16 protein-coding genes and 1 pseudogene are annotated in these 19,873 nt (G+C 55.1%); 7 read left to right on the forward strand and 10 right to left on the reverse strand.

Annotated elements, in window-relative coordinates; genetic code table 11:
- Nucleotides 1-14: 14 nt before the first annotated feature.
- The 8 genes from FGM06_RS15290 to FGM06_RS15325 form a co-directional block, all read right to left on the reverse strand.
- A complete protein-coding gene (locus FGM06_RS15290; RefSeq protein WP_144800133.1) occupies nucleotides 15-476 on the reverse strand; it encodes a hypothetical protein in 462 nt (153 codons plus the stop codon).
- Nucleotides 469-1,077, reverse strand: coding sequence for a hypothetical protein (locus FGM06_RS15295; protein WP_144800134.1), 609 nt, complete (start codon nucleotides 1,075-1,077; stop codon nucleotides 469-471). Before FGM06_RS15295 ends, FGM06_RS15290 begins: the two co-directional genes overlap by 8 nt.
- The gene (locus FGM06_RS15300; RefSeq protein WP_144800135.1) at nucleotides 1,074-2,438 is read right to left on the reverse strand and encodes a DNA-methyltransferase; all 1,365 of its coding nucleotides are present in this window, start codon (nucleotides 2,436-2,438) and stop codon (nucleotides 1,074-1,076) included. The genes FGM06_RS15295 and FGM06_RS15300 overlap by 4 nt, the downstream gene beginning before the upstream one ends.
- A gap of 96 nt (nucleotides 2,439-2,534) precedes the next feature.
- Nucleotides 2,535-2,993: a hypothetical protein gene (locus FGM06_RS15305; RefSeq protein WP_121513343.1), complete on the reverse strand. Its 459-nt coding sequence runs from the start codon at nucleotides 2,991-2,993 to the stop codon at nucleotides 2,535-2,537.
- On the reverse strand, nucleotides 2,990-4,990 hold the full coding sequence (locus FGM06_RS15310) for an AAA family ATPase (RefSeq protein WP_144800136.1): 2,001 nt from the start codon (nucleotides 4,988-4,990) through the stop codon (nucleotides 2,990-2,992). Before FGM06_RS15310 ends, FGM06_RS15305 begins: the two co-directional genes overlap by 4 nt.
- The gene (locus tag FGM06_RS15315; RefSeq protein ID WP_144800137.1) at nucleotides 4,983-5,186 is read right to left on the reverse strand and encodes a hypothetical protein; all 204 of its coding nucleotides are present in this window, start codon (nucleotides 5,184-5,186) and stop codon (nucleotides 4,983-4,985) included. The genes FGM06_RS15310 and FGM06_RS15315 overlap by 8 nt, the downstream gene beginning before the upstream one ends.
- Before the next feature lie 44 nt (nucleotides 5,187-5,230).
- The gene (locus tag FGM06_RS15320) at nucleotides 5,231-7,252 is read right to left on the reverse strand and encodes a DEAD/DEAH box helicase family protein (RefSeq protein ID WP_144800138.1); all 2,022 of its coding nucleotides are present in this window, start codon (nucleotides 7,250-7,252) and stop codon (nucleotides 5,231-5,233) included.
- Nucleotides 7,253-7,777: 525 nt separating this feature from the next.
- Entirely contained in the window at nucleotides 7,778-10,408 is a 2,631-nt protein-coding gene (locus FGM06_RS15325) for an ATP-binding protein (RefSeq protein WP_144800139.1), read from the reverse strand.
- A 243-nt stretch (nucleotides 10,409-10,651) separates the two neighbouring features.
- On the opposite strand from FGM06_RS15325, the pseudogene FGM06_RS15330 reads away from it, so the two are divergent.
- From FGM06_RS15330 to FGM06_RS15335, 3 genes and pseudogenes are all read left to right on the forward strand, one after another.
- A pseudogene (locus FGM06_RS15330) lies at nucleotides 10,652-11,680 on the forward strand (Cdc6/Cdc18 family protein).
- An 87-nt stretch (nucleotides 11,681-11,767) separates the two neighbouring features.
- Nucleotides 11,768-11,890, forward strand: coding sequence for a hypothetical protein (locus tag FGM06_RS16395; protein ID WP_008528531.1), 123 nt, complete (start codon nucleotides 11,768-11,770; stop codon nucleotides 11,888-11,890).
- A 21-nt stretch (nucleotides 11,891-11,911) separates the two neighbouring features.
- Nucleotides 11,912-13,312: a hypothetical protein gene (locus tag FGM06_RS15335; protein WP_144800140.1), complete on the forward strand. Its 1,401-nt coding sequence runs from the start codon at nucleotides 11,912-11,914 to the stop codon at nucleotides 13,310-13,312.
- Nucleotides 13,313-13,561: 249 nt separating this feature from the next.
- On the opposite strand, the gene FGM06_RS15340 is transcribed toward FGM06_RS15335, so the two are convergent.
- Nucleotides 13,562-14,788 carry a hypothetical protein gene (locus tag FGM06_RS15340; protein ID WP_144800141.1) on the reverse strand — a complete coding sequence of 409 codons (1,227 nt, stop codon included), beginning with the start codon at nucleotides 14,786-14,788 and terminating at the stop codon, nucleotides 13,562-13,564.
- Between the two features lie 69 nt (nucleotides 14,789-14,857).
- Nucleotides 14,858-15,406 (reverse strand): hypothetical protein, encoded by a 549-nt coding sequence (locus FGM06_RS15345; RefSeq protein ID WP_144800142.1) that lies wholly within the window; start codon nucleotides 15,404-15,406, stop codon nucleotides 14,858-14,860.
- Nucleotides 15,407-15,684: 278 nt separating this feature from the next.
- Between FGM06_RS15345 and FGM06_RS15350 the strand changes: the two genes are divergently transcribed.
- The 4 genes from FGM06_RS15350 (at nucleotide 15,685) to FGM06_RS15365 (ending at nucleotide 19,800) form a co-directional block, all read left to right on the forward strand.
- Nucleotides 15,685-16,629, forward strand: a complete 945-nt coding sequence (locus tag FGM06_RS15350) for a hypothetical protein (protein ID WP_144800143.1) — start codon at nucleotides 15,685-15,687, stop codon at nucleotides 16,627-16,629.
- A 2-nt stretch (nucleotides 16,630-16,631) separates the two neighbouring features.
- Nucleotides 16,632-16,952: a hypothetical protein gene (locus tag FGM06_RS15355; protein ID WP_144800144.1), complete on the forward strand. Its 321-nt coding sequence runs from the start codon at nucleotides 16,632-16,634 to the stop codon at nucleotides 16,950-16,952.
- A 32-nt stretch (nucleotides 16,953-16,984) separates the two neighbouring features.
- The gene (locus tag FGM06_RS15360) at nucleotides 16,985-17,362 is read left to right on the forward strand and encodes a hypothetical protein (protein WP_144800145.1); all 378 of its coding nucleotides are present in this window, start codon (nucleotides 16,985-16,987) and stop codon (nucleotides 17,360-17,362) included.
- 269 nt (nucleotides 17,363-17,631) lie between these two features.
- On the forward strand, nucleotides 17,632-19,800 hold the full coding sequence (locus tag FGM06_RS15365) for a type B DNA-directed DNA polymerase (RefSeq protein WP_144800146.1): 2,169 nt from the start codon (nucleotides 17,632-17,634) through the stop codon (nucleotides 19,798-19,800).
- The last annotated feature ends 73 nt before the right edge of the window (nucleotides 19,801-19,873 follow it).

The following is a 19,873-nucleotide window of genomic DNA, read 5'->3' on the forward strand; positions in this document are numbered from 1 at the left end:
CAGATCGGGAGACATTAGGGAAGTAAATCAGCGAGAGCGGTCTCTTCGACCTGCTCACCGTCAGTAATGTGTATGATCACTTCATCTTCAGATGAATAATCTCTGAGAACCTGAAGACAGCGTCCACAGGGGGGCGACAACTCGTCACTCGCGACTGCGACATCTACAATTTGTTGCTTAGTGCTGTCAAACCCTTTCCAAACTGCAAGTTCGAGAGGATGTACATCATGAGACATCCCTTTCGTTAGTCGAGTTCCAGCCCAGACGGAACCATCCTCAGTTCGGACTGCTACCCCAACATCTGACTCATCTTTGGCCTCAAACGCTTTTTCCCGCAGAGACTCCCAGCGTGTTTCTTCATCTTGTTCATCCCCACTTGAAGGGATACCGAGCTGATCAGGGGTTAGTCGTCGTATTTTAGTCGGTGTACGGTGGGTGTTTCTAATTCCCAGCTGTGTTTGGGTGTGCTCAGTCATAGGTGACGAATGACTCCTCCGTTATTTCTGAATCACTAGTTCTGTACAAGTGGGAGAAAGCTTCTCCACCAAACTCGTAGCCAAATTCCTCAATGAATGTCTCAACAAGAGTATAAGCAGAAGGATCGTCCACCTCAAATCCATAGTCGCGGAACAGATACGCAGACAAAGATTCTGCGGGAATTTGATTGTCATCACAAAGATGGTGTCGGGCAAGCTGCCAATGACGATCTTCAATTCCCCATTTCGAATTATGTCCTCCTTCCTCAACTTCGGCTATTTGCATAAGTGGGGCAGTTGATCGAAGGGAGGAAGGAGCATATGTACCGGCGACGTTCTTATTATACCAGAGAGAACTCAGCGACGGATTTGTTGATTGATTGAAGGGGACAAAATAGGGCTTGGCCGAATCATCCTCCCCGACACGGAGGTAATCGTCGAAAAATTCGTTATAGGGAAAGGAGAGTCCAGTGTTCCGATTATCGAGTCCGGATTGTTGCTGGAGACAAAGATATCCAGGAAACATCCGGTGGATAGGGGCATCGATTAACCGGTGGAGACAATCTCGTACGACTTCAGGTTTCAGGACGTATCTCGTCATTTGTATGTGGACAGTGCTTGGTCCTGTTGGAAGTTGGAAGTATCTAAGTCTGTCCCAAACCCATTATATCCGAGACTGTTCGCCACTTGGATGGTGGTTCCAGAGCCAGCAAATGGGTCAAAGACAGTTCCCCTAGTCCAATCAGGATCCTCACACTCACAGCTGGTCCACCCGACAGTAGTCCACTCAGGGAAAGTGAATTCACGGAAGTAACCACCTAGAATTTCTTTTGCCTTCTTAGCACGACGCTGAACATCTTCATCGTTTGCTCCAGCACCAACTTGGAATTCCTCTGCTTTCCCCACGTCAGAAATCCCGACGGCCTGAATGGCTCGGATATGGTCCTCTGTCAACTCGTCGTGATTATGGTAAATTTCCAATGCCCGCTCTGCCTGCGGACGATCCGTATTGAGCTCTGTTAATCCTCGCTTCGTATCCCGACGTCTAGGCTCATTACACTCGGAACAGATTGAAGGGGGACATGCAAGCGTGATTGCCCTCCGCACTAGGTCTCGTGGGAACGGAGCAAGGTGATCTCCAGTATTCCGATCATGAGAGATGCGCCATACGTCTCCCGGGTTCGATCCATTTCCGTATAACTCTGAGTAGCCGTGCAAGTCGTAGAAATAATTATCTTTGTCTTGGACTAGATGGAATATTGGCTCATGCCGTGGAACAAGCCGGTCTTGGGCTGAAGACGGGATTCCATTATCCTTAGCCCACTGAATTTCGTTCCGGATAGTCCATCCCGCCTCTTGAGCAGCTCTTGCAAACCGACCAGGGATTCCCTGAAGGCTTTTATTATGGTATGTGTCGCCGATGTTAAGGAACACAGACCCAGTAGGCCGAAGAAACACTTTCCAGTGCTCTAGTGCATCGATCAGGTTCTCGATATAGGTATCCGGATCAGGCTCCTGTCCCAGCTGGTCTTCGGTCCCATAGTCCCTCTTTTGCCAATAAGGGGGAGAGGTGACGATGAGATCTACTGAATTCTTACAGAGATCGATCGCATTCTCTTGGTTTTCACTGCCACCGTCTTTGGGATGGATTTTCGCTGCGTCGGCCTCAACGACATTCCACCAAGGCTCAGTATCAGCGGGGAATTCCCCTTGTCCTTCTTTCAGTTTCTCCAAGTCAGGAGCAGGGTGATCGAAGTACTCCTCTAGATCACCGACTAGATTGACCGCAGCTTTCGGGTTGTCAAGGAGGTAATCATATAGGTCATCAATATTACGAGCCTCCCCGACTTCGTCCACGAAGTCCGTAAGAGAGGTAGAATTGTTTTGATGACTGATGTGCTGAGCTATAATTTCTATTACACCTCGAACTTCCTCGTCAACCTCAGATAGATTCTCATCCATGAATCAGATCCCTCCGACAGAGTGGGGGTTGCATCGTTGTTACGCTTGTTTCTCGGGGTGCTACTAGTGGACTTCGCAATAATATTCGACGACGACTCACGGTTCGTCGTCCTCCTCCGGCTGATACTGCTCCTTGACCTCGAGAGCCAGTTCCCGCCGTGGTTCGTCATCTGCCGGACCAAATACTCGACCGTGTAGCAATTCGATCCCCGCATTAGCGTACTCTTCGGCGATCTCATAGACCATCCGCTGGTCACGAAGAACTCGAACATCTCTCTCTTCACTCACTGCCACAGCCTCGATAACAGCCTGCTGGCGTTCCGAGAGACTCGCACGCCCGAAAAACGCACCCTTTTCGTTCTTTATCGTTTCAGGCATTGTGTTCTCTCTCCCATATCCAAGTGCAAACATGAACAGATCGTGATTCTCAGCCTGATAGAAGGGAGAATCCTCAGATTCCTGCAACGCCTCAAACATTTCTCGCCGTTCGCTATCTATATGAACGTCACGCCGGGGTTCACGCTCCTCGTAGCTGTCTTCGGTATCTTGACTCATCGGTCGGTCACCTGTGTTACACCGTTTTGGAATTCAAGATGGTACTCATTCGCAACCTCGTTGGAAATGTACGCCCTGACGTCTTCACTATACTCGACGTCAGTCATGAGGAACGTGACCTGGGTATCATTCAGGTAGTCAGGTACATTCTGCGCGATAAGCTGTTTCGGCTCGCTAGATATCCGTCCCAAGGGTGTATCGATGACAACAGGGGCGGAGAATCCGCTGATTTTGGAAAGTGCAGCCATGAACGAGAGAGCAAGCACTTGTCGTTCGCCAGCAGAAAGTGAACCCAGATTCTTCCGACCGTCCGGACCGTAGAGGCGCACCTCATACTCTTCAGTGAGGACTACCTCATAGTCTTCATCTTTCCAAATAAGATCGTTATAGTATCGTTCGAGCCGTTGTTCAGTTTCCGTTCGAACCTGCTCCAGAATCTCTCCTTTGATCTCAGAGAGCTTGTCAGTAGCACTGTCGATGAATTCACTCTGTCTCACAAGCAGGTCATGTTCGTCCTGCTCTCGCATTGCCTGTTTCCACTCCTCTCGGCGCTCATCAACGACATCTTCCTGTTGTTCAATTTTCCCGTTCAGCTCCCCAACTTCACGTTCCATCTTACTGATCCGGCCTTGGATATCCCGACGGCGTTGCTCTAGTTCCTGGGCGCGTTCATTATCGATGATATCTTCGTCTTCAAGCTGGGCAGAGATGTTGGCCAGTTCTGTCTCGTTCTCGTCGATAGCTGTCCGTGTATCCTCTAGCTCGCTGAGGTCAGCCAGGAGATCCTCAATAAGCGATTCGCCATCGCGGAGTGCTCGCTCCATCCGGAGTCGACCCTCAATTGCGTCTTGGCTTTCACTAGTTTGCTCTTCCAACAGGTCCTCAATGTGTTCTCGTGAAGAGTCACATTCGGCCAAGTCAGTCCCACAAACACACGTATCCCGAGAAAGAATCCCTCGTAGTAATTCCTCTGTTAGCCCAGGGACACCGTTTTGTGACGATTCGTACTCTTCCAGTTCAGAAACAGCATATCGGAGGGCATCAGCGTTGTATGCAATCCCGCCCGATCGGGCGAGTGATGCCCCTACAGCCTCTTTCGCATCTACAAGCTCCTCTTCCTGTTCATCCAAGCGTTCTTCCAGATAGACACGGCGCTGCTGCATCTCCCGAACGTCGTCGTCTGCACTGCCCGCAAGCTCATCGTAGATGTCATCTATTTTGCCCTCAGCAGTGTCGATCTCGTCCTCTAAGTTATCCCGCTTTTGTTTGAGCCGTTCTAGCTCTTGTGAGGCTTCCTCCTTCCGTTCTTGGAGTTCTTGTATATCACCGCCGAGCTCGGAGGATTCACTCTCAAAGTCCCGCTGTACCTTCCCTAAATGACTAACAGCACTATTCAGAAGTTCAATATGAGATACATCGAGCACCGCTGCCCGTACGTGGTCGGTATATCCAGTTTGGAAGAACTCATCTAGCTGCTCACCATCGAACAAGAAATATTCGTGGACGTGGGTTGGGAGAATCTCGCGAAGAATATTTTCAGGGTTCGGGTTCGGTCGCCAGTCATTCCCCCCAAACCGCTGGCGTAGCCGAAGGTCACCTATAGAGCTGTTAAATTGTCGTTCCTCGCGGTCTCCTTCTGTATCATCTTCTTGACGAGCTGTCGAGAAAGTTCGTCGGAAGGCGTACTCGGGTTCGCCTTTACCCAGCTTGATCTCGATGTGCCCCTGAATCGATTCACCAGGTTCCAATTCCTTCAGCCGTTTCTTGTTGACAAGCGGGTCCGACTCGAGGCCCTCGTCATCGTTCGAATCAGTATGGGTTTCTTCCCCATAGAAACACAGTGTAATCGCGTTCAGAATGTTTGACTTGCCAGATCCATTCTGCCCCTCAATCACGTTGATGTGCTTCTCTGCTGTGGTCTCTAAGGGGATAGTTTGATTTCCTTCATATTGCCGGTAATCCTCTATTTCGAGTTCGAATATCTGAACGTTATTCATTGTCGAATTCTTGCAGTGATTCGTTCCCGACAAAGTTGTCCACGAGTTCTTTATACTGCTCAGCGTACTCGGCTCGCGGCTCTTTCAGAATGTCCCGTTCATGCTCCAAAACCCCGCGTAAGAAGGCCCGAAGATCGTCATCCTCAACCCCGTCAACACGGTCAAGGATTAACGAATGTACCTCGGAGTCGTTCATGCGATACTGCAACCATATCTACAAACGCATATCAATGTATCTTCTCAGATACCATATGCGATACGAACGTCTTCGATCTTGTTGCGGGCTTCATATTCATTTTCAGCTGTTTCAGCAAATTCCTCGAACCGACGGAGTTCCTTCTCTAGAATGTATTGTTCAGACGTCGCAATATCTTCATCTGGCTCAAGAGTGGGAACAACAAGTAAGTCATAGATATCCGCACGATCCTTACCGGGGGCTTGCCGAAGAACCCTACCTCGACGCTGGATAAATTGCATCGGGTTCCCAGTATTAGCCATCAAGATTGCTGTCCTAGTAGCTGGAACGTCAACACCTTCGTCTAGACACCGCATTGCCACAAGCGCTTCGTATTCACCCTCCCCAAACCGGGTGAGCAACTCCTCACGCAAGTCATCACCCTCCTCATGAGTAAACCGGTGATGCATAACCCCAAATTCGTTCAGAATCGACCCGACTGTGTCTATCTGTTCTGGATTCGTATAGACTAGAAGGTGCTTGATATCATCTAAACCTCGAAGGATGTCTCGGAGGACATCGTACTTATTGATCGCTTCTTTAACGATTTCTGCGCGTTGTGATTGGAGAATATTTGTTGTCTCCTCATCCGCATCTTCAGAATATCTTGATGCGACTACAGACTGAGTCATTTGACGATAGTCCTCCAGCTCGTCTTCATCCATTTCAACAACAATGGGATGATACCGATATGGGGTCAGATACTGCGGAATGGCGTCTTCTAACGGGTATTCGTATATGACCCCGTCAAAATAGTCAAGCAGATGGTTAGAACCTTCTTCATCATAATAGCGCTCCGGTGTTGCTGATAGCCCAATCCTCGCATCATAGGAATCAAGAAGCCCTTTTCGCCTACCCTCAGAACCAAGGCCGTGTACTTCGTCCCCGATGAGGATTGTATCCCGAGAAAGCTGACTCACTTTCTCTCGAAAGTGCTCTCCAGAGAATGTTTGATGAGTTGTAATCAGGCATTCGTAATTCTTGATTCCGAGTTCTAAATTAGAAACCGCTCGGGAGAGATCGTTTTTCCAGTCGGGATTAGCTGAGTGATAGACAAATTTTGGTTGGTCAAGCCCGAACGTATCCATCTCCTGGGCCCACTGCCGCGCAAGGTGTTTCTGAGGGACAGCAATTACACAAAGAAGTGGATCATCTACGGTATCTGTGTATTCATCAAGCGCCGCTAGAGCTGTGAACGTCTTGCCTGTTCCAGTTGCCATCTGGAATAGGCCTCTGTTGTCATTCTCGAACCAAGCATCGACAGCGTTCCGTTGATAATCTCGGAGAACAATTTCAGATTCGGTTGTAGGGACTGGTTCTGGCGGTTCATAAGGTCGATTGTTATTATCTCGGAGTTCAGCGATTCCCTCCTTAACCCCCTCAGGGATTGTATGGACCCCGACATTCTCATCTCGGTCTTTCCAAAGATTCTCAAACCGCTTTTCTTGCATATTCACCCCCTCATTATCGCGGTCGCTTATCCAATCGCAGTCGATGGTATATGCTTCGTAATTCCGGAGAGCCTGTTCGCTATCGTTCTGGGAGCCATGGAAGGCGACTCTATTCCCATTCCAGTCATAAAATACGCCAAATTTATCGTGGAAATCCCCAGAGAGGTTCTTTGAGGGGACAGCCAGCTTAATTTCGAGTAGACCATCGGCGATCATCCACGCGATCGCATTACGAGTTTCATACTCGAGGTCATACCGGAGATCAGAAATCGTGCTATCTAACGATTCCCGGAGTACCTCATCTGTTTTAGCACGATTCCCCTTCTTTAGAGCCTCCCAGTCATCTTCTTCTAAAATAGGGCTCATTATCCACTGCGCAGTGCCACCATTTTCGGCAAGCTCTGCTATTCCGCGAGCTGCAGATCGAACCCAATTCGTAGTGAAATATCCGACACCACGTCGATAGATCTTAGCTCGTGAGAGAAGGGGGACATAGAAATCCTCCATTAGGTCATCAGAAGAAGTATCGATGACCCGGGGGAGTTCCAAATCTGTGAAATCGCTCTCGGGATCCATCTTAAAACAAATAATGAGGCAGAGGGTCAAAAGCGTATACGCTCTTCCGTAGGAGATTGTTGATACAGCCTCTCGTTACGTATATCATTCAGTAGCTGACAGTCAAAACTGCTGAGTCGTGTGTTCTCACTCTGCTCGATTCACCACGGGATCACTGGACGGCTCTCCATCAACAATATGCTACACAAGAGCGTACGTCGATAGAGGATATGGACATTAACGAATAGTTGGCTGAGGTATCGGACAATATCGGTTCGGCACTCGACGGCCGAGAGGGAGAAGTCTGGATCCTGGTCGGCAAGTCCCACCTGAATGCCGAGAACGCGGACGGGTACAGCCTACGCCGTACGCTCAATAAGCAGGAGGATATCACGGTCCGATACCCGTTCCACCAGACAGCGGGGTAGGTGAACAGCAAGGGTGGCTGAACAAGGCCGTGAAGAGTGACCGGCCGAAGATGCCGTACGCCATACTCGATGACGGCCAACAATCTCTGAATCGGTATGAAGACGACGCCCTCCCGGATTAATCGCCGCCGTCGTCCGCCGGCCCCTTCATCGACTCGAGAATCTGATCAGGCAACTGGTGGACCGAGAACGTACCGTCATCTGGGTCGAAACTGACCATACCCGTGCTGGCCTCGGCAACGACCAGGACGCTACGGATCTTATCCTTCGTGATCGAGTTCTTCCCCTCTGCGCGGAGGGTTGCACGGACCATCCCGACGTCCGGTTTATCGTCCGTCTCGCTCATGTACTGGTTCCGCGCCTCTTCCAATACCGTGCGGACGATCCCCGTTTCTTCGGGCATCTTGCTCCATTCCTCATCGATCACCTCCAGCAATCGCTCGTTCCGCGGCTCGGCGTCCGTCGTCATGATTTCCTTGATGTGCTGGTGGCTGAATCCTTGGGCCGCGTGCCTGTCGAGGATCTCCTTCACGGCGTCGACGGTCAGCAAGGTGAGCTCGTCGTGCATCTTGAACTGCTTCAACAATTTGCTCTCGTCCTCTCCCGGCGGCCCGTTCAGCTGGAACTCGCGTGCGACGAACAGTGTATGGTCGCATTCGTCGGTCTCCATGTGCTCAAGTGCGGTCGCGAACTCTGCGTCGGAGTGGTCGACCGGGCCCTTGTCCTCTCCTTTCCCCTTCGCTTCCATCGAGACCTTGAACGGGTCGTCCGCCTGCACGCCGAACGTGATGATAGCGTCGGAGTCTCCGGACGCCCCGAAGTGCTCGGCCTCCAGTCCGATGTGGTTGCAGGCGTCGACGATGGCCTGCTCGAAGTCGTCGTCGCCCTCGTAGGACATCTTCTCGATCTGTTCCTTGTGGTACTCCATCGGGTCTTCGAGGAACCGTGAGGCCGTCCGCAGCGCGTCCTCCGAAATGTCGATACTGCTGTCCACCAGGTCGTCGCGGACGTTCTTGTATGAGAGAAATCCCGAGGAGATTAGGTTCCCGGCTAACGCCTCGCCTATCACCTTCACCAGATCGTTCGGCAGGTCCTTCGCCTTCAGAGACTGGAACAACGGGTGGTCCTCGTTCACGTAGATGGTTCCGTCGTGGTAGTCCACCGCGTTCCCTTTCCGCCCGTGCTCCGCGAGATGGACATCAACGTCCTTCCACCCGCTAGCCGGGTAGTCGGTGTCATCCCGGTTCGCAAGACCTTCCAGTGCTTGCGGCGCCATGTGCGGCGAGATCGAGTGGAGACGGTGGCCGAACTCTTCGGGGTCGTACTCGTCTTTCTCCTCGGCGTCGACGGCACGGCCACGGAGGACGCTGAAGAAGCTCTCCATCAACGCACGGCTGAGTTCGGGGCGCAGTCCTTCGCGGACGGAGTCGCGCTGGACGAGGATGTCCTCGTCGAGTTCCGGGATTTCGAACTCGCCGGCGAACCGGTAGAACCACTTGTACACCTTGTCCGCGGTTCCGAAGTGCGGGTCACCACGGTTTAACAACTTGCCGCGGACGGTGACCTTGAACCCGTAGTCGTGGAGGTTCCTGTCCTGGAGTTTGTCGCTGGTCAGCAGTTCCTTGTAGATCGAACCCTGGGCGATGACCGGGCCGAGTTCGTCGACTTCGACTGCTGCTATCTCGTTCGACGATTCGTCTTCCGATTCTTCCTCCTCGTCGATGTCCGCTTCCTCGTCTCCCTCTTCCGATGCTGATTCTACTTCCTCGTCCTCTTCTGGTTCGTCGCTGGTTTCCTCGTACGGGTTGAGATAGACCGTTTCGAGCTTGTACTTCTCTTCCGGGACGTCGTCACCGTCGTCGTAATCGTCGCTCCAGCCGACCCAGAATTCCTTCAACGCCTGCTGAACCTTTTCGCGGGCGTCCTCGTCGTCCGCAAGGTTGTCAATCGAGGCGTAGGTCTCGTCCGGGTAATCGCGTTGATCGATCTCTCGCCCGTTCTTGTGGATGATGAAGTTCGCGGATCGGGGAATGGCGGTTCTGATCATCCGGTCCAGGTACTCCGGTTTCAAGTCGCGGCCTGTGCTTTCCTCGTCGATGTCGTCAACAACGGCCAAGGTCCAGCTGTCCCAGTCTTTGTCCCACGGGTCCGGAACGTCCTTCAGGTAGGATCCGAGGTATTCGCGGGCCTCGTCTTCATCCATCCGATAAACCTCTGCATTGGGCGGGTCGGACATGTCGTGGCCCTCGATCTCCTGCTGCGACACGGAGACGATGCGCGTGACGCCGTCCTTCGTTGCGACGTGGGTGAGCTGGTTCCCAAGCGCGAATGCCGCGAGCTTGCCGACGCCGAAACGGCCGATCTGTCGCCGGCCCTTGACGTCGTCGGCGTCGATCTTCCGATCCTCGCCCTGTTCGGCAAGTTTCTTTTTTGAACCTCCCGCGACTTCCCACAGGATCTCGAGCTCGTCCTTGTCCATCGAGACGCCGTTATCGAGGACTTGGAGCACGTCGTCGGACTTCTTCGGTGTGGAGACGTAGCACTCCGTTGCCGCGGCGTCGTAGCTGTTGCATACGAGTTCCTCGATGGCGCGTCGCGGATTCGTGTAGAGCTGGGACGAGACCTGGCGGAGGATGTCGTAGCTGATCTGAATGGAGAACTCGTGTTCCTGGGTGGCGTCAGAAAAGAAATCGTCGAGACCGCGGTGATCCCCGTCCGCGTCGGATGAGGAGGGATCTGTTTGGGCCATAGTTGACTCGACGATGTTGGCGGGTTGCCTTAAAACTCGCCCGTCTGTTCCTCATCCGAACCGAAAGAGTCTCTGATAGATATTTTAATTATATCATGATTCCGGAAGTAGGCGGTTTCCGAGAACAGGAATCAACTGACAGCGCTCGGTCGAAAACAGCTCTCGGTACCATAATAACGTCTTCCCGGAAGCGACCCGGATACGCTTTTATGACTTGCCCGAAAATCAGACTGTCAGAAACAAATGATTCGCGATGCTCGCGTTCTCCGCGCCGGGTTCGTCCCTCGGGAAGTTGAGCATCGCGACGCCGAAGTCAACCACCTCTCCAGCGTTCTTGAGCCCCTCACGAACGGTGAACCCGCCGACACGGCCATCGTCACTGGACCCAGCGGCGCCGGCAAGACCTGCATCTCGAAGTTCGTCACCGAACGGCTCCGCGAAGAGGTCCTCGACGTCGAGACCACCTACGTCAACTGCTGGCGCAACTACACCCGATTCCGGACGCTCTACTAGATCCTCGACGACCTCGGCGCCACCATCGACATCCACCGGCAGTCGACGCCGCACGACGAACTCGTCGACCGCCTCCAGCAGCATGACGGCCCCCGAACGGTCGTCATCCTCGACGAGGTCGACCAGCTCGAAGACCCCAGCGTCATCTACGACCTCCACAGCCTCGCGCAGTATGCGATCATCTGCATCGCGAACACGGAAGAGGAACTGTTCAGCCGCGTCGACGACCGCCTCGTGAGTCGGCTCCGTTCGAGCGAACACGTCCGGATGGACAAGTACCACGACGAGCAGCTGTACGACATCCTGAGTGCTCGCGCGAAGTGGGGGCTCGACGAGGACGGCATCACCGACAACCAGCTCTACCGGATCGCCGACGCCGCCGCTGGCGACGCCCGCCTCGCAATCGGCATCCTCCGAACAGCCGCCGGCAAAGCCGATCGTGAGAACCACGAGCGCATCACCGACGATATCCTCCTGGACGCCGCCGAGGATGCCCGGGCCCAGATTAAACAGAAGAGCATCGATTCACTCACCCCTCACCAGCGGGTCGTCTACGACATCGTTCGCGAACACGGACCGCTCGGACCCAGCGAGATTCACGAACGCTATTCGCAGGACGTCGATGATCCACGGACCAAGCGAACCGTTCGGGCGTATCTGTCAAAGATGACTCAATACAATCTCCTCAAAGCAGACGGATCCAGCCGAGATCGTGAATACACAGCCATCGACCAACCATCTCCTACGCTCGCTGAGTAGGTGGCTAAGGAACTGATCGGTCTTGTTTTGTTGACCGAGAGAATGCACCCCCGTGATTTATTACTGCAGGAGCGATTATGTCCTACTATGAGCGCAAAGGGCCAGCTCCGTCGGTTCGAGAACAGGGCGCAGTTGCTGCGCCATATCTCTGAGGAGACCGGCACGGACATCGACACGCTTTGGGACGAGTACGAAGCCCAGGTCGAATAGAGCCCTTTGCAGTTTTGACGCGTGGGCGACGACACTGATCTCGACGTATCGTTCGAAATAGACGCAGAGACAGTCTCTCTGAGCCCTATCGGTGAATATCAGGTTCTCGATCTGGAAGGGCCGGTCGTCATCGTTGGAGATGCGTCGTACCGCGTTGTTCCGGTCGGTGAAGACTCAGAGGCGTCAGAAGATGTTCGGGAACTTAGTGTCGACGAGATACGTGCTGCACTCAGCGAGCTCGCTGACAACGACGACTTTCAGTCAATCGTAGACAATTGCCCGACGAATACGCCGCTCGTCTACGACGACATCGATTATTTGACTCGCCATCTCCCCACAAGTTCGCTCCAGAAGTGCCAGAAGCTGAGTGAGAGCACCCCTTTCGAGAAGGAATTACTCCTCCAAGTTGCCTACGTAGAACGCCAAAACTCTCTCGTCGGGCACGCAGACAACGTCCTCGAGTATTATCTCGAACAGCGTGCTGAAATCGCTGAAAAACTCCGGTCCACCGACGAGATCGACAGCGACGTTGAGCGGTCATTCTTTTCGTATCTCCTCCTCGCCTCGGCACTCATCGAAGAGCTGACGACAGAAACGGTCCTCAACGAACTCTTTCGCGAGGAAGCTCGTCTCGACAGCATCACCGAGCACGTTCGGAGTATGGGGCACGCGAAGCGATTAGAGAAACTCTGTGATATCCAAATACTGACCGGAGGTGACCACGGATCGCTTGTCGAGGTCAAAGAACGCAGAAACAACCTCGTCCACGACGCGCAGAAACGTGCAGGCCTTGACGAACTCGAATCGCGTCGTGAAGTCGCACAGATCCTCGAACAGACTGATCGATGTGCGTCCGTCCTACTGACGATCTCGGGAAAGAACATCGAGTCAGTCATCGCGAAGCGAGGGTGTGAGCCCTATATCGAACACGCTCAATCTGAAGCAGTAGCCGACACAATCACAACCTGGGAACAGGAGAATCCAGAGCGCCTATCGAGACTTCACGACTGTGAAAGAGCAACCCTCGAAGAAATTCGCTGGGATACCGAAGAGAGTGACCCTAGGAACAACATCACGGAGGGATTCACATTTGATGGATTTGATGACGAAGAGCGGTATGAGATACTGATGGAGTTCGTCGGTGATGCCTCAAAGGCGTTCCTCGACCGGATTGATGCTGATGCAAACGAGAGCAATCTCGATCGCTTCGATTTCGCGTTGATGGTGCTGCTCTGTGCTGGTCACAGGTACGAGGAGATTGCCCGGTGGCTGGATACCGACGAAAAGTACGTCCAGCGGAAGGAGAACGTGATAGCCTGGAGAGCTTCGCAGTTCGAGAAGGATTTGGTAGATGAGATCCCCCGCCCAGAGGGCCCAACATGGCCATCGGACACGGAATCAGATGAACAGGATGGGTGCTAGCCCGATAACAGACGGGTCATCCTCGCATAGTACGTATGCTCTCTCAGCGGAAGGCACACTCGGATAAGACCGAGCGTAAGCATCTCGAAGACCGCCTCACGGCAGAAGGTACCATCCGGGATCGAGAGTACTCGCTCGTCGATTCGGTAGCTACGTCGCCGATGCAGCGACCGTGACGCCGCCACCAATCAGGCACTGAACTCGCCGAGGCCCGATTGCTCGTGCTCCAGTGGCTCAGCCGTACTATGCCTATTCCCGGACATCGAATGCTTTCACCGCGACACGGACCGGATACCCACTCTCCGACTCCAGTCGATATACGCCGTGATCTGCAATCTCCGGCACCTCAGAAACGTACCGGTCGTGCGCCATCGTCGCCTCCCGTATCCGGTCTTCAACCGTCCCGAAGTCCTGGCGCCGTGAGAAGATCAAGAGTGCAGCGTGTGAATCCCGGACAGTCAGGTTGTTTAGGAGCTGGTCAACCGCGTCCGTATACACAGATGGTCCATCCCAGAATTTGCACTCCGCGATGAACAGGTTCTCGTTATCATACCGGAGCAGGATATCCGTCTTCCCACCGCGGTTGAACGTTTCTCCGGTCGCGAACCCGGAGTAATGCGAATTAATCCCCATCAGGAAAATATCCCGTAGCGACTCCTCATCCAGACCCCGGACCGGCGTGGCGGATCGTTCCAGATCACGTCCTAAGTCGTCAAGCAGATCCAAGACCTCGATAAAGGTCCGGTCCTGGAGCACCTCGTCATCACTGTCCGCAGCCGGTGACGGTAGCTCAATCTCTCGCTTTTTCTCCGGCACTACATATCCAGGTTCCGCGGTGTCACCGGTGTCGACACCCAGTTCGGCCATCACCGCATGGTTTGTATCAACGATCTCCCGCCGTTCCTCAATCGAGCGGCGGGCGGTTCGCCGCAGCTGCTCCTCCATCTCCGCGATATCATCCTCAAGCTGTTCCACGAACCACGCCACCTTATCCACCCATTCGTCAACCTCTGACTGAATTTCGGCTTGGACCTGTTCCGCATCCTTATTCCCGATTGTGTAGTCAACGTGGTAGACGACCTCGTTCCGGTTCAATTCATTGTAGCGCGGTTTGTTCAGCTTTGAGGAGCTAGGATTGATCTGCAGGAGGTCGCTGTCGCCGTCGAACGGCAGCTTCACACGGATCCGCTGGTACGTTTTAGTAGGCCGACCGCGCTGATTGAGGCCGGGCAGGCCTTGGCCACGCGGGACCTCTTTCTCGACCTCGCCGACCTGTTCCAAATCGTAGTCGTTGAGCTGGATCGGGGACGGTATGTATCTTGACGTGAATATCAGGGTCAGGAGGTCGGTGCTGTCCTGCAGCTCGTCGTTGGACAGTCCCTTGATTTCGTCCTTCAGCGCTGTCTCTTGCTCCCGCCTGTACTCGTGGATTGATTGGTCGGAGAAGAGATGGTCAACTGATTGTCGCCGTCTCATTACCACGTAGTTGGGCCGTGATCTGTCATAAAATACCGGATCAACTAGTAGACCGGTTGTATCACAGGATCACGAACTACGGGCTTCCCGTTCGACCTCGCGCTCTACCGCATCCGACTCCTCATACAAGAACCGTGATGGCCGCCCCTGCGTGAACCCGCAGCCGGGACACTTCCAGATCGGCTTGTCATCCCGGAATCGCCGCGATTTCGTGTCTGTCATCAGATCGGTACCGCACTCCGGACAGACCGGTGAGTCAGCATACGCGTAGGCGTCACCAAGACTGCGCTGGCGGCCGTGCAGCACTCGCCATTTCACGCCGAACTTATCGACCTCCCACTCGGAGACATCGCGCCGAGGCTTCCCTCGAGCCGTGGCGACGAATGCGGCGGACCGGCCACTACTACCACTGTTACCGAACGTGTTCCGGGCCCAGGACAGGAGCCACCAGAGCAGAGCGAACGCAATTATGGCGATCAGCACGACCCGGAGATACGGGTTGTTCAGGAAAGTGAGAGGGTCGATATCAGTAATGGTCTTTGGGAGAAGTGGCTGGAGTAGGGAGGCGATGAGGATTGCGGCCGCCGCGGTTACGATTTCGTCGACCGAAATTTCCATTTGATAACTGATTACATACCAGTATGGTTAGATGTGTCGAATTACCGGAACATGTTGATCTCATCCATCAATATTCGAGATGCGCGCTGTGTATTCAGTACAGCCAAAGGTCGATCACTACTTGAGGGTTGAAAGACCGTTCTGGAAACATTCCCAGAAACAGACGAAACATAGTAGAAATCCGGTGACGGAGCCGGTTCTAAATTTGTCCCAAACCTTCCCGGAAACGCGGAAGCGACACGCCGCAGCTTATCGGGAATATGGCCATCTAGTCGAGTATGCCCAAGCACTCTACATCGATATCAAACCAATTAGCGGTGGATCAACCGACCCGGGACGCTAACCGCAATCGAACCCTTGCCGATCAAGCCGACCCAACCACGGAGAAGATGCTGTTGCCGTCACTTGAGGACGGCATCACGCTGCTCGACGTCGAGGGAGGCCGCGGCGTCCCAATCTTGCAATCGCTCGTGCTCGACCATCTCCTTTTGCACGACGGGCCCGCCTTCTGGGTCGACGCGAACGGCCACGCGACGACGACCACGCTCGCCCAAATCGCCCCCAGCCAGCGGTTGCTCAACCGGATCCACGTCGCGCGCGGGTTCACCGCCTACCAGCACTACGGCACCGTCTGCGATCTCCCGACGGCGGTGAACCAATCTATCCGGAGATCTACCGCAGACACCGGGACGAGCAGTCGACAGTCGACGGCTCGCAACGAGGACGCGTCCTCGCACACCCCGTCGCTCATCGTCGCCCCGGCAGTCGATGCGCAGTACCGCACTGACGACACGCTCGGAGACGCCCACGCCGGGACACTCCAAGCGCGAACGCTCGCTCGACTGGCGACCTACGCGGATGGGTACGAGGTGCCGGTGCTCGTTACTCGCAGCAAAGCGGACGAGTTCGCGGCGCCGGTCGCGACAGCCGCTGATCGCCGTCTCGAGTGCGAGCAGACCCGGATGGGGCCACGGTTCACGGGTGAGGAGTTCGAGACGCTCGTCTATCCCGTCGACGATGGGGCATACTACCAGACGACGTTTACCTACTGGCGTCAGGTACTCGGCGCACGTGCCGAACAGGTCGGGCTGGAACCGGCCTTGCCCTCCACCCCGACCACGACCTCCGACGGCGTCGGAACGGGGATGACGGCCAACGGAACGACCGCATCACTCACTGCGAACCCACTACTCGATGCCTGGACGAGTGCTGGAGGGCGATAGTAATGGGGCGCACCAATCCGACGTATCGGGATGCGCTGCGAACTATCGAGGAGCGATGGACGGATTTCCGTCGGGCGCTCCGTCGTCGCGACCAACCGCGCTTCGACCAGCTGTTCGAGTACGCTCGCGAGCACGCCGACGCGAGTGGCCTGTTGAACCACCAAAACCCGCTGTTGCCGGCGCTGATCAGCATCGATCTCGAACAGGAAGCCCGACTCGATGAACACGAAGACCGCCTCGCTGAACTCGAAAACGCACTCAACGAGGCGGACGATCGGCAACAACACTCCGAGGCAGGTACAACGGAGGACGGATTGTACTGATGGTTTTTAGTACGGGGTACTAGACCGTTCGTATGGCAACGGATCGTTTTCAGAGAATCAACGACTTGGAATCAGGTGATCGAATTCGAATCCACCTTACCGGAGACGGTCCGGTTGAGGCTGGCGGTGTGACGTTTCAGAATCCGTGGGAGACCTCCGTCGGAAGCGTACACGAAGAGAGAAAGGACCCCCGGAAGGGAGATGAGGTCCGACATATCGAATTTCATCGGACAATGCGTCTCGATGCACCTGACGAGATCGTGCCGCCTGATCGCATCGTGTTGAAAACTGCACATCGGATGGAGCAGGAGAACACACTTCGGCTGACATTCAAACAGCTGATCGAAGATAGTCCCGGTCACTATACTCTCCATGCCCTGGGACTCGAGGATCTCGAGGTTCTCGAATGAATTTGTATCGAATACAGCGCCTCAGTACCGTAATTAGTAGACTTAACCAACATCCCGTAGCAAGCGTGGGTTTTGTTGGTTAAGATGGACGGAGAAGGGGATCAGCGCCCCGGAAGTGTTTGTGGAAAATGGATGGAAAGCCCCAAATTCGCGTTCCACGCCCTTCGCAGCCGTGTCACACAGATTCCCTGAACTCCGGAAGCAACACACTGCCGATTATCGGGTGAGCGTACGTTGGCGTGCCTATGCTGGAGGACGATAGATAGAAAATGCCATTCACATTCGATTTCCTTGATGATGGCCGTGTCCTCGAATGGGAGACGACGGCTGACGGCGCCGTCGCGACCGAACGCGAAGACTACTCGCCGCGCTTCTACGTCGCATCCCGCGCACCAGATGACGAGATCGACCTCACGAGACTCCGCAGCGTGTACGAACGGCACCCGGACGTCGTCGCGACCGATATCGTCGCCCGGCGGCCAGGCTTCCGTCGCGACGACGAGGACGTCCTCGCCGTCGACGTTGTCCACATCGATCGGATCACCTCGCTGGCTCGACAGGCACGCCAGCTGTCCGAGTACCCTGTGGGGGATCTCGCCTGCTTCAATGTCGATCTCTCGCGGGAGTTTCGGTACTGTCTCGAGAACGATGTAGATCCGACGCCAACGAGCGATCTCTCGACGCTGCGACTCGACGTCCCACTCACAGAGACAACAGGCGATGCGTATACCGAACTTGCCGTCGGCGGCGAGACGGTCACGGGCCCGCCAGCAGATATCCTGACGACAGTCCAAGCTGCGCTTGACGACCACGATCCGGACGTCCTCGTCTGCTCGACGAGCGAGATCGTCCCGACCCTGTACGAGATGGCTGCCAGCAATGGCGCCGACAATTTCTCGTTGAGCCGGACCCCAGAGGGCGATTTCCAGCAGCTCGCGAGCCGCTCGACCTACGCGAGCTACGGCCGCGTCGGGCACTCGCCGGCGCGCTACAACGTGCCCGGAAGAGCAATCATCGACCGATCGAACACGTTCTTCTTTGGCGAGACCAACATCGACGGCGTCCTCGACCTGGTCTCGCGGTCGCGCAAGCCGATACAGGAGGCAGCCTGGGCGTCGATCGGCAACATCCTCACAGCCATCCAGATCTGTGAAGCCCACGAACGCGGCGTCCTCGTCCCGTGGCACTCCTGGCGCCACGAGAAATTCAAATCAACAGGGGTGCTCCACGATGCCGATCGTGGTGGGTTCATCTTCGCACCTGAGGTCGGACTCCACGAGGATGTCCACGAACTCGATTTCTCCTCGTTGTATCCGAACATCATCTGCACGCACAACGTCTCGCCGGACGTGATTCGCTGCGAGTGCCATCGCGACCGCGAGGACGTCCCCGGACTCGGGTACTCGATCTGTGACGACCGGGGCTACCTCGTCGACGTCCTCCAGCCGATCATCGATGCGCGCGACGAGATCAAAGCCGCCATCCGTCGCGAACAAGAGCGTGACGAGCCTGATGAGGAGCGCCTCGACGAACTCGAAGGGCGGTCGGGGGCGCTGAAGTGGATCCTCGTCGCCTGCTTCGGCTATCAAGGGTTCAGCAACGCGAAATTCGGCCGCATCGAGTGTCACGAGGCGATTAATGCATTCGCTCGTGAGATTCTGCTGACGGCGAAACAGCGGCTGGAAGCTGGCGGCTGGCGCGTCGTCCACGGAATCGTCGACTCCATCTGGGTGACGCCCGACCCCGACGTCGACGACGATGACCGAGAGGACCTCGGGACGCTCGCGACGGCAATCACGGAAGAGGTCGAGATTCGGTTCGAACACGAAGCCCACTACGACTGGGTGGCGTTCGTCCCGCAGCGCGAGAGCGACGCTGGTGCGTTGACGAAATACTTCGGGAAGGTCGCCGGCGGCGACGACTTCAAAATCAGAGGTATCGAAGCCCGACAGCGTTCGACTCCGCCGTTCATCGTGGACGTCCAGCGGGACTGTCTTGACCGGCTCGATGCTACGCGGTCACCGGACGCGGTGCTCGGCCGGCTCGAACGAGCAATCGACGAACTGCAGGCGGGCAACGTAGCAGTAGAGCGGCTCGTCGAGCGGAACCGTGTCTCCAAGCCCCTGGAAAGCTACTCACAGAATACCCAGAACGTGGCCGCCTTGAAACGGGCCCGCGAGCAGGACCTGGCAGTCCACCCGGGCCAAGATATCGAGTACGTGGTCGTCGACGAGGAGAAATCCTCGCGAGACCGGGTCGCCCTCGCCCACGAGGAGATCGAGACCTACGACGCCTCGTACTACGAGACGCAGCTGATCAGAGCGGTCGAAAGCGTGCTTTCACCGCTCAGGTGGGACCGAACCAATATTCGCCGAGAGCTCTCCGGTGAGAGGGACGCCGTTTTGAGCTCGTTCGGAGCCTCCAACGAACTGTCGTAGTGGACCCCACCCCTGGTTTCCGTCGTTTCGATCCAACCCCACGTTTCCGACGTAATTTTCGACCCCCTCGTTT

This window comes from Halorubrum depositum (assembly GCF_007671725.1).
In the GTDB taxonomy this organism is placed as follows: domain Archaea; phylum Halobacteriota; class Halobacteria; order Halobacteriales; family Haloferacaceae; genus Halorubrum; species Halorubrum depositum.

Excerpts from the sequence above, each read along its gene's own strand:
- FGM06_RS15315 (WP_144800137.1), bottom strand. The coding sequence starts at position 5,186 with ATGAACGACTCCGAGGTACATTCGTTAATCCTTGACCGTGTTGACGGG.
- FGM06_RS15365 (WP_144800146.1), top strand. The coding sequence starts at position 17,632 with ATGCCATTCACATTCGATTTCCTTGATGATGGCCGTGTCCTCGAATGG.
- FGM06_RS15340 (WP_144800141.1), bottom strand. The coding sequence starts at position 14,788 with ATGAGACGGCGACAATCAGTTGACCATCTCTTCTCCGACCAATCAATC.
- FGM06_RS15295 (WP_144800134.1), bottom strand. The coding sequence starts at position 1,077 with ATGACGAGATACGTCCTGAAACCTGAAGTCGTACGAGATTGTCTCCAC.
- FGM06_RS15300 (WP_144800135.1), bottom strand. The coding sequence starts at position 2,438 with ATGGATGAGAATCTATCTGAGGTTGACGAGGAAGTTCGAGGTGTAATA.
- FGM06_RS15345 (WP_144800142.1), bottom strand. The coding sequence starts at position 15,406 with ATGGAAATTTCGGTCGACGAAATCGTAACCGCGGCGGCCGCAATCCTC.
- FGM06_RS15350 (WP_144800143.1), top strand. The coding sequence starts at position 15,685 with ATGCCCAAGCACTCTACATCGATATCAAACCAATTAGCGGTGGATCAA.
- FGM06_RS15290 (WP_144800133.1), bottom strand. The coding sequence starts at position 476 with ATGACTGAGCACACCCAAACACAGCTGGGAATTAGAAACACCCACCGT.
- FGM06_RS15360 (WP_144800145.1), top strand. The coding sequence starts at position 16,985 with ATGGCAACGGATCGTTTTCAGAGAATCAACGACTTGGAATCAGGTGAT.
- FGM06_RS15310 (WP_144800136.1), bottom strand. The coding sequence starts at position 4,990 with ATGAATAACGTTCAGATATTCGAACTCGAAATAGAGGATTACCGGCAA.
- FGM06_RS15320 (WP_144800138.1), bottom strand. The coding sequence starts at position 7,252 with ATGGATCCCGAGAGCGATTTCACAGATTTGGAACTCCCCCGGGTCATC.
- FGM06_RS15355 (WP_144800144.1), top strand. The coding sequence starts at position 16,632 with ATGGGGCGCACCAATCCGACGTATCGGGATGCGCTGCGAACTATCGAG.
- FGM06_RS16395 (WP_008528531.1), top strand. The coding sequence starts at position 11,768 with ATGAGCGCAAAGGGCCAGCTCCGTCGGTTCGAGAACAGGGCGCAGTTG.
- FGM06_RS15305 (WP_121513343.1), bottom strand. The coding sequence starts at position 2,993 with ATGAGTCAAGATACCGAAGACAGCTACGAGGAGCGTGAACCCCGGCGT.
- FGM06_RS15325 (WP_144800139.1), bottom strand. The coding sequence starts at position 10,408 with ATGGCCCAAACAGATCCCTCCTCATCCGACGCGGACGGGGATCACCGC.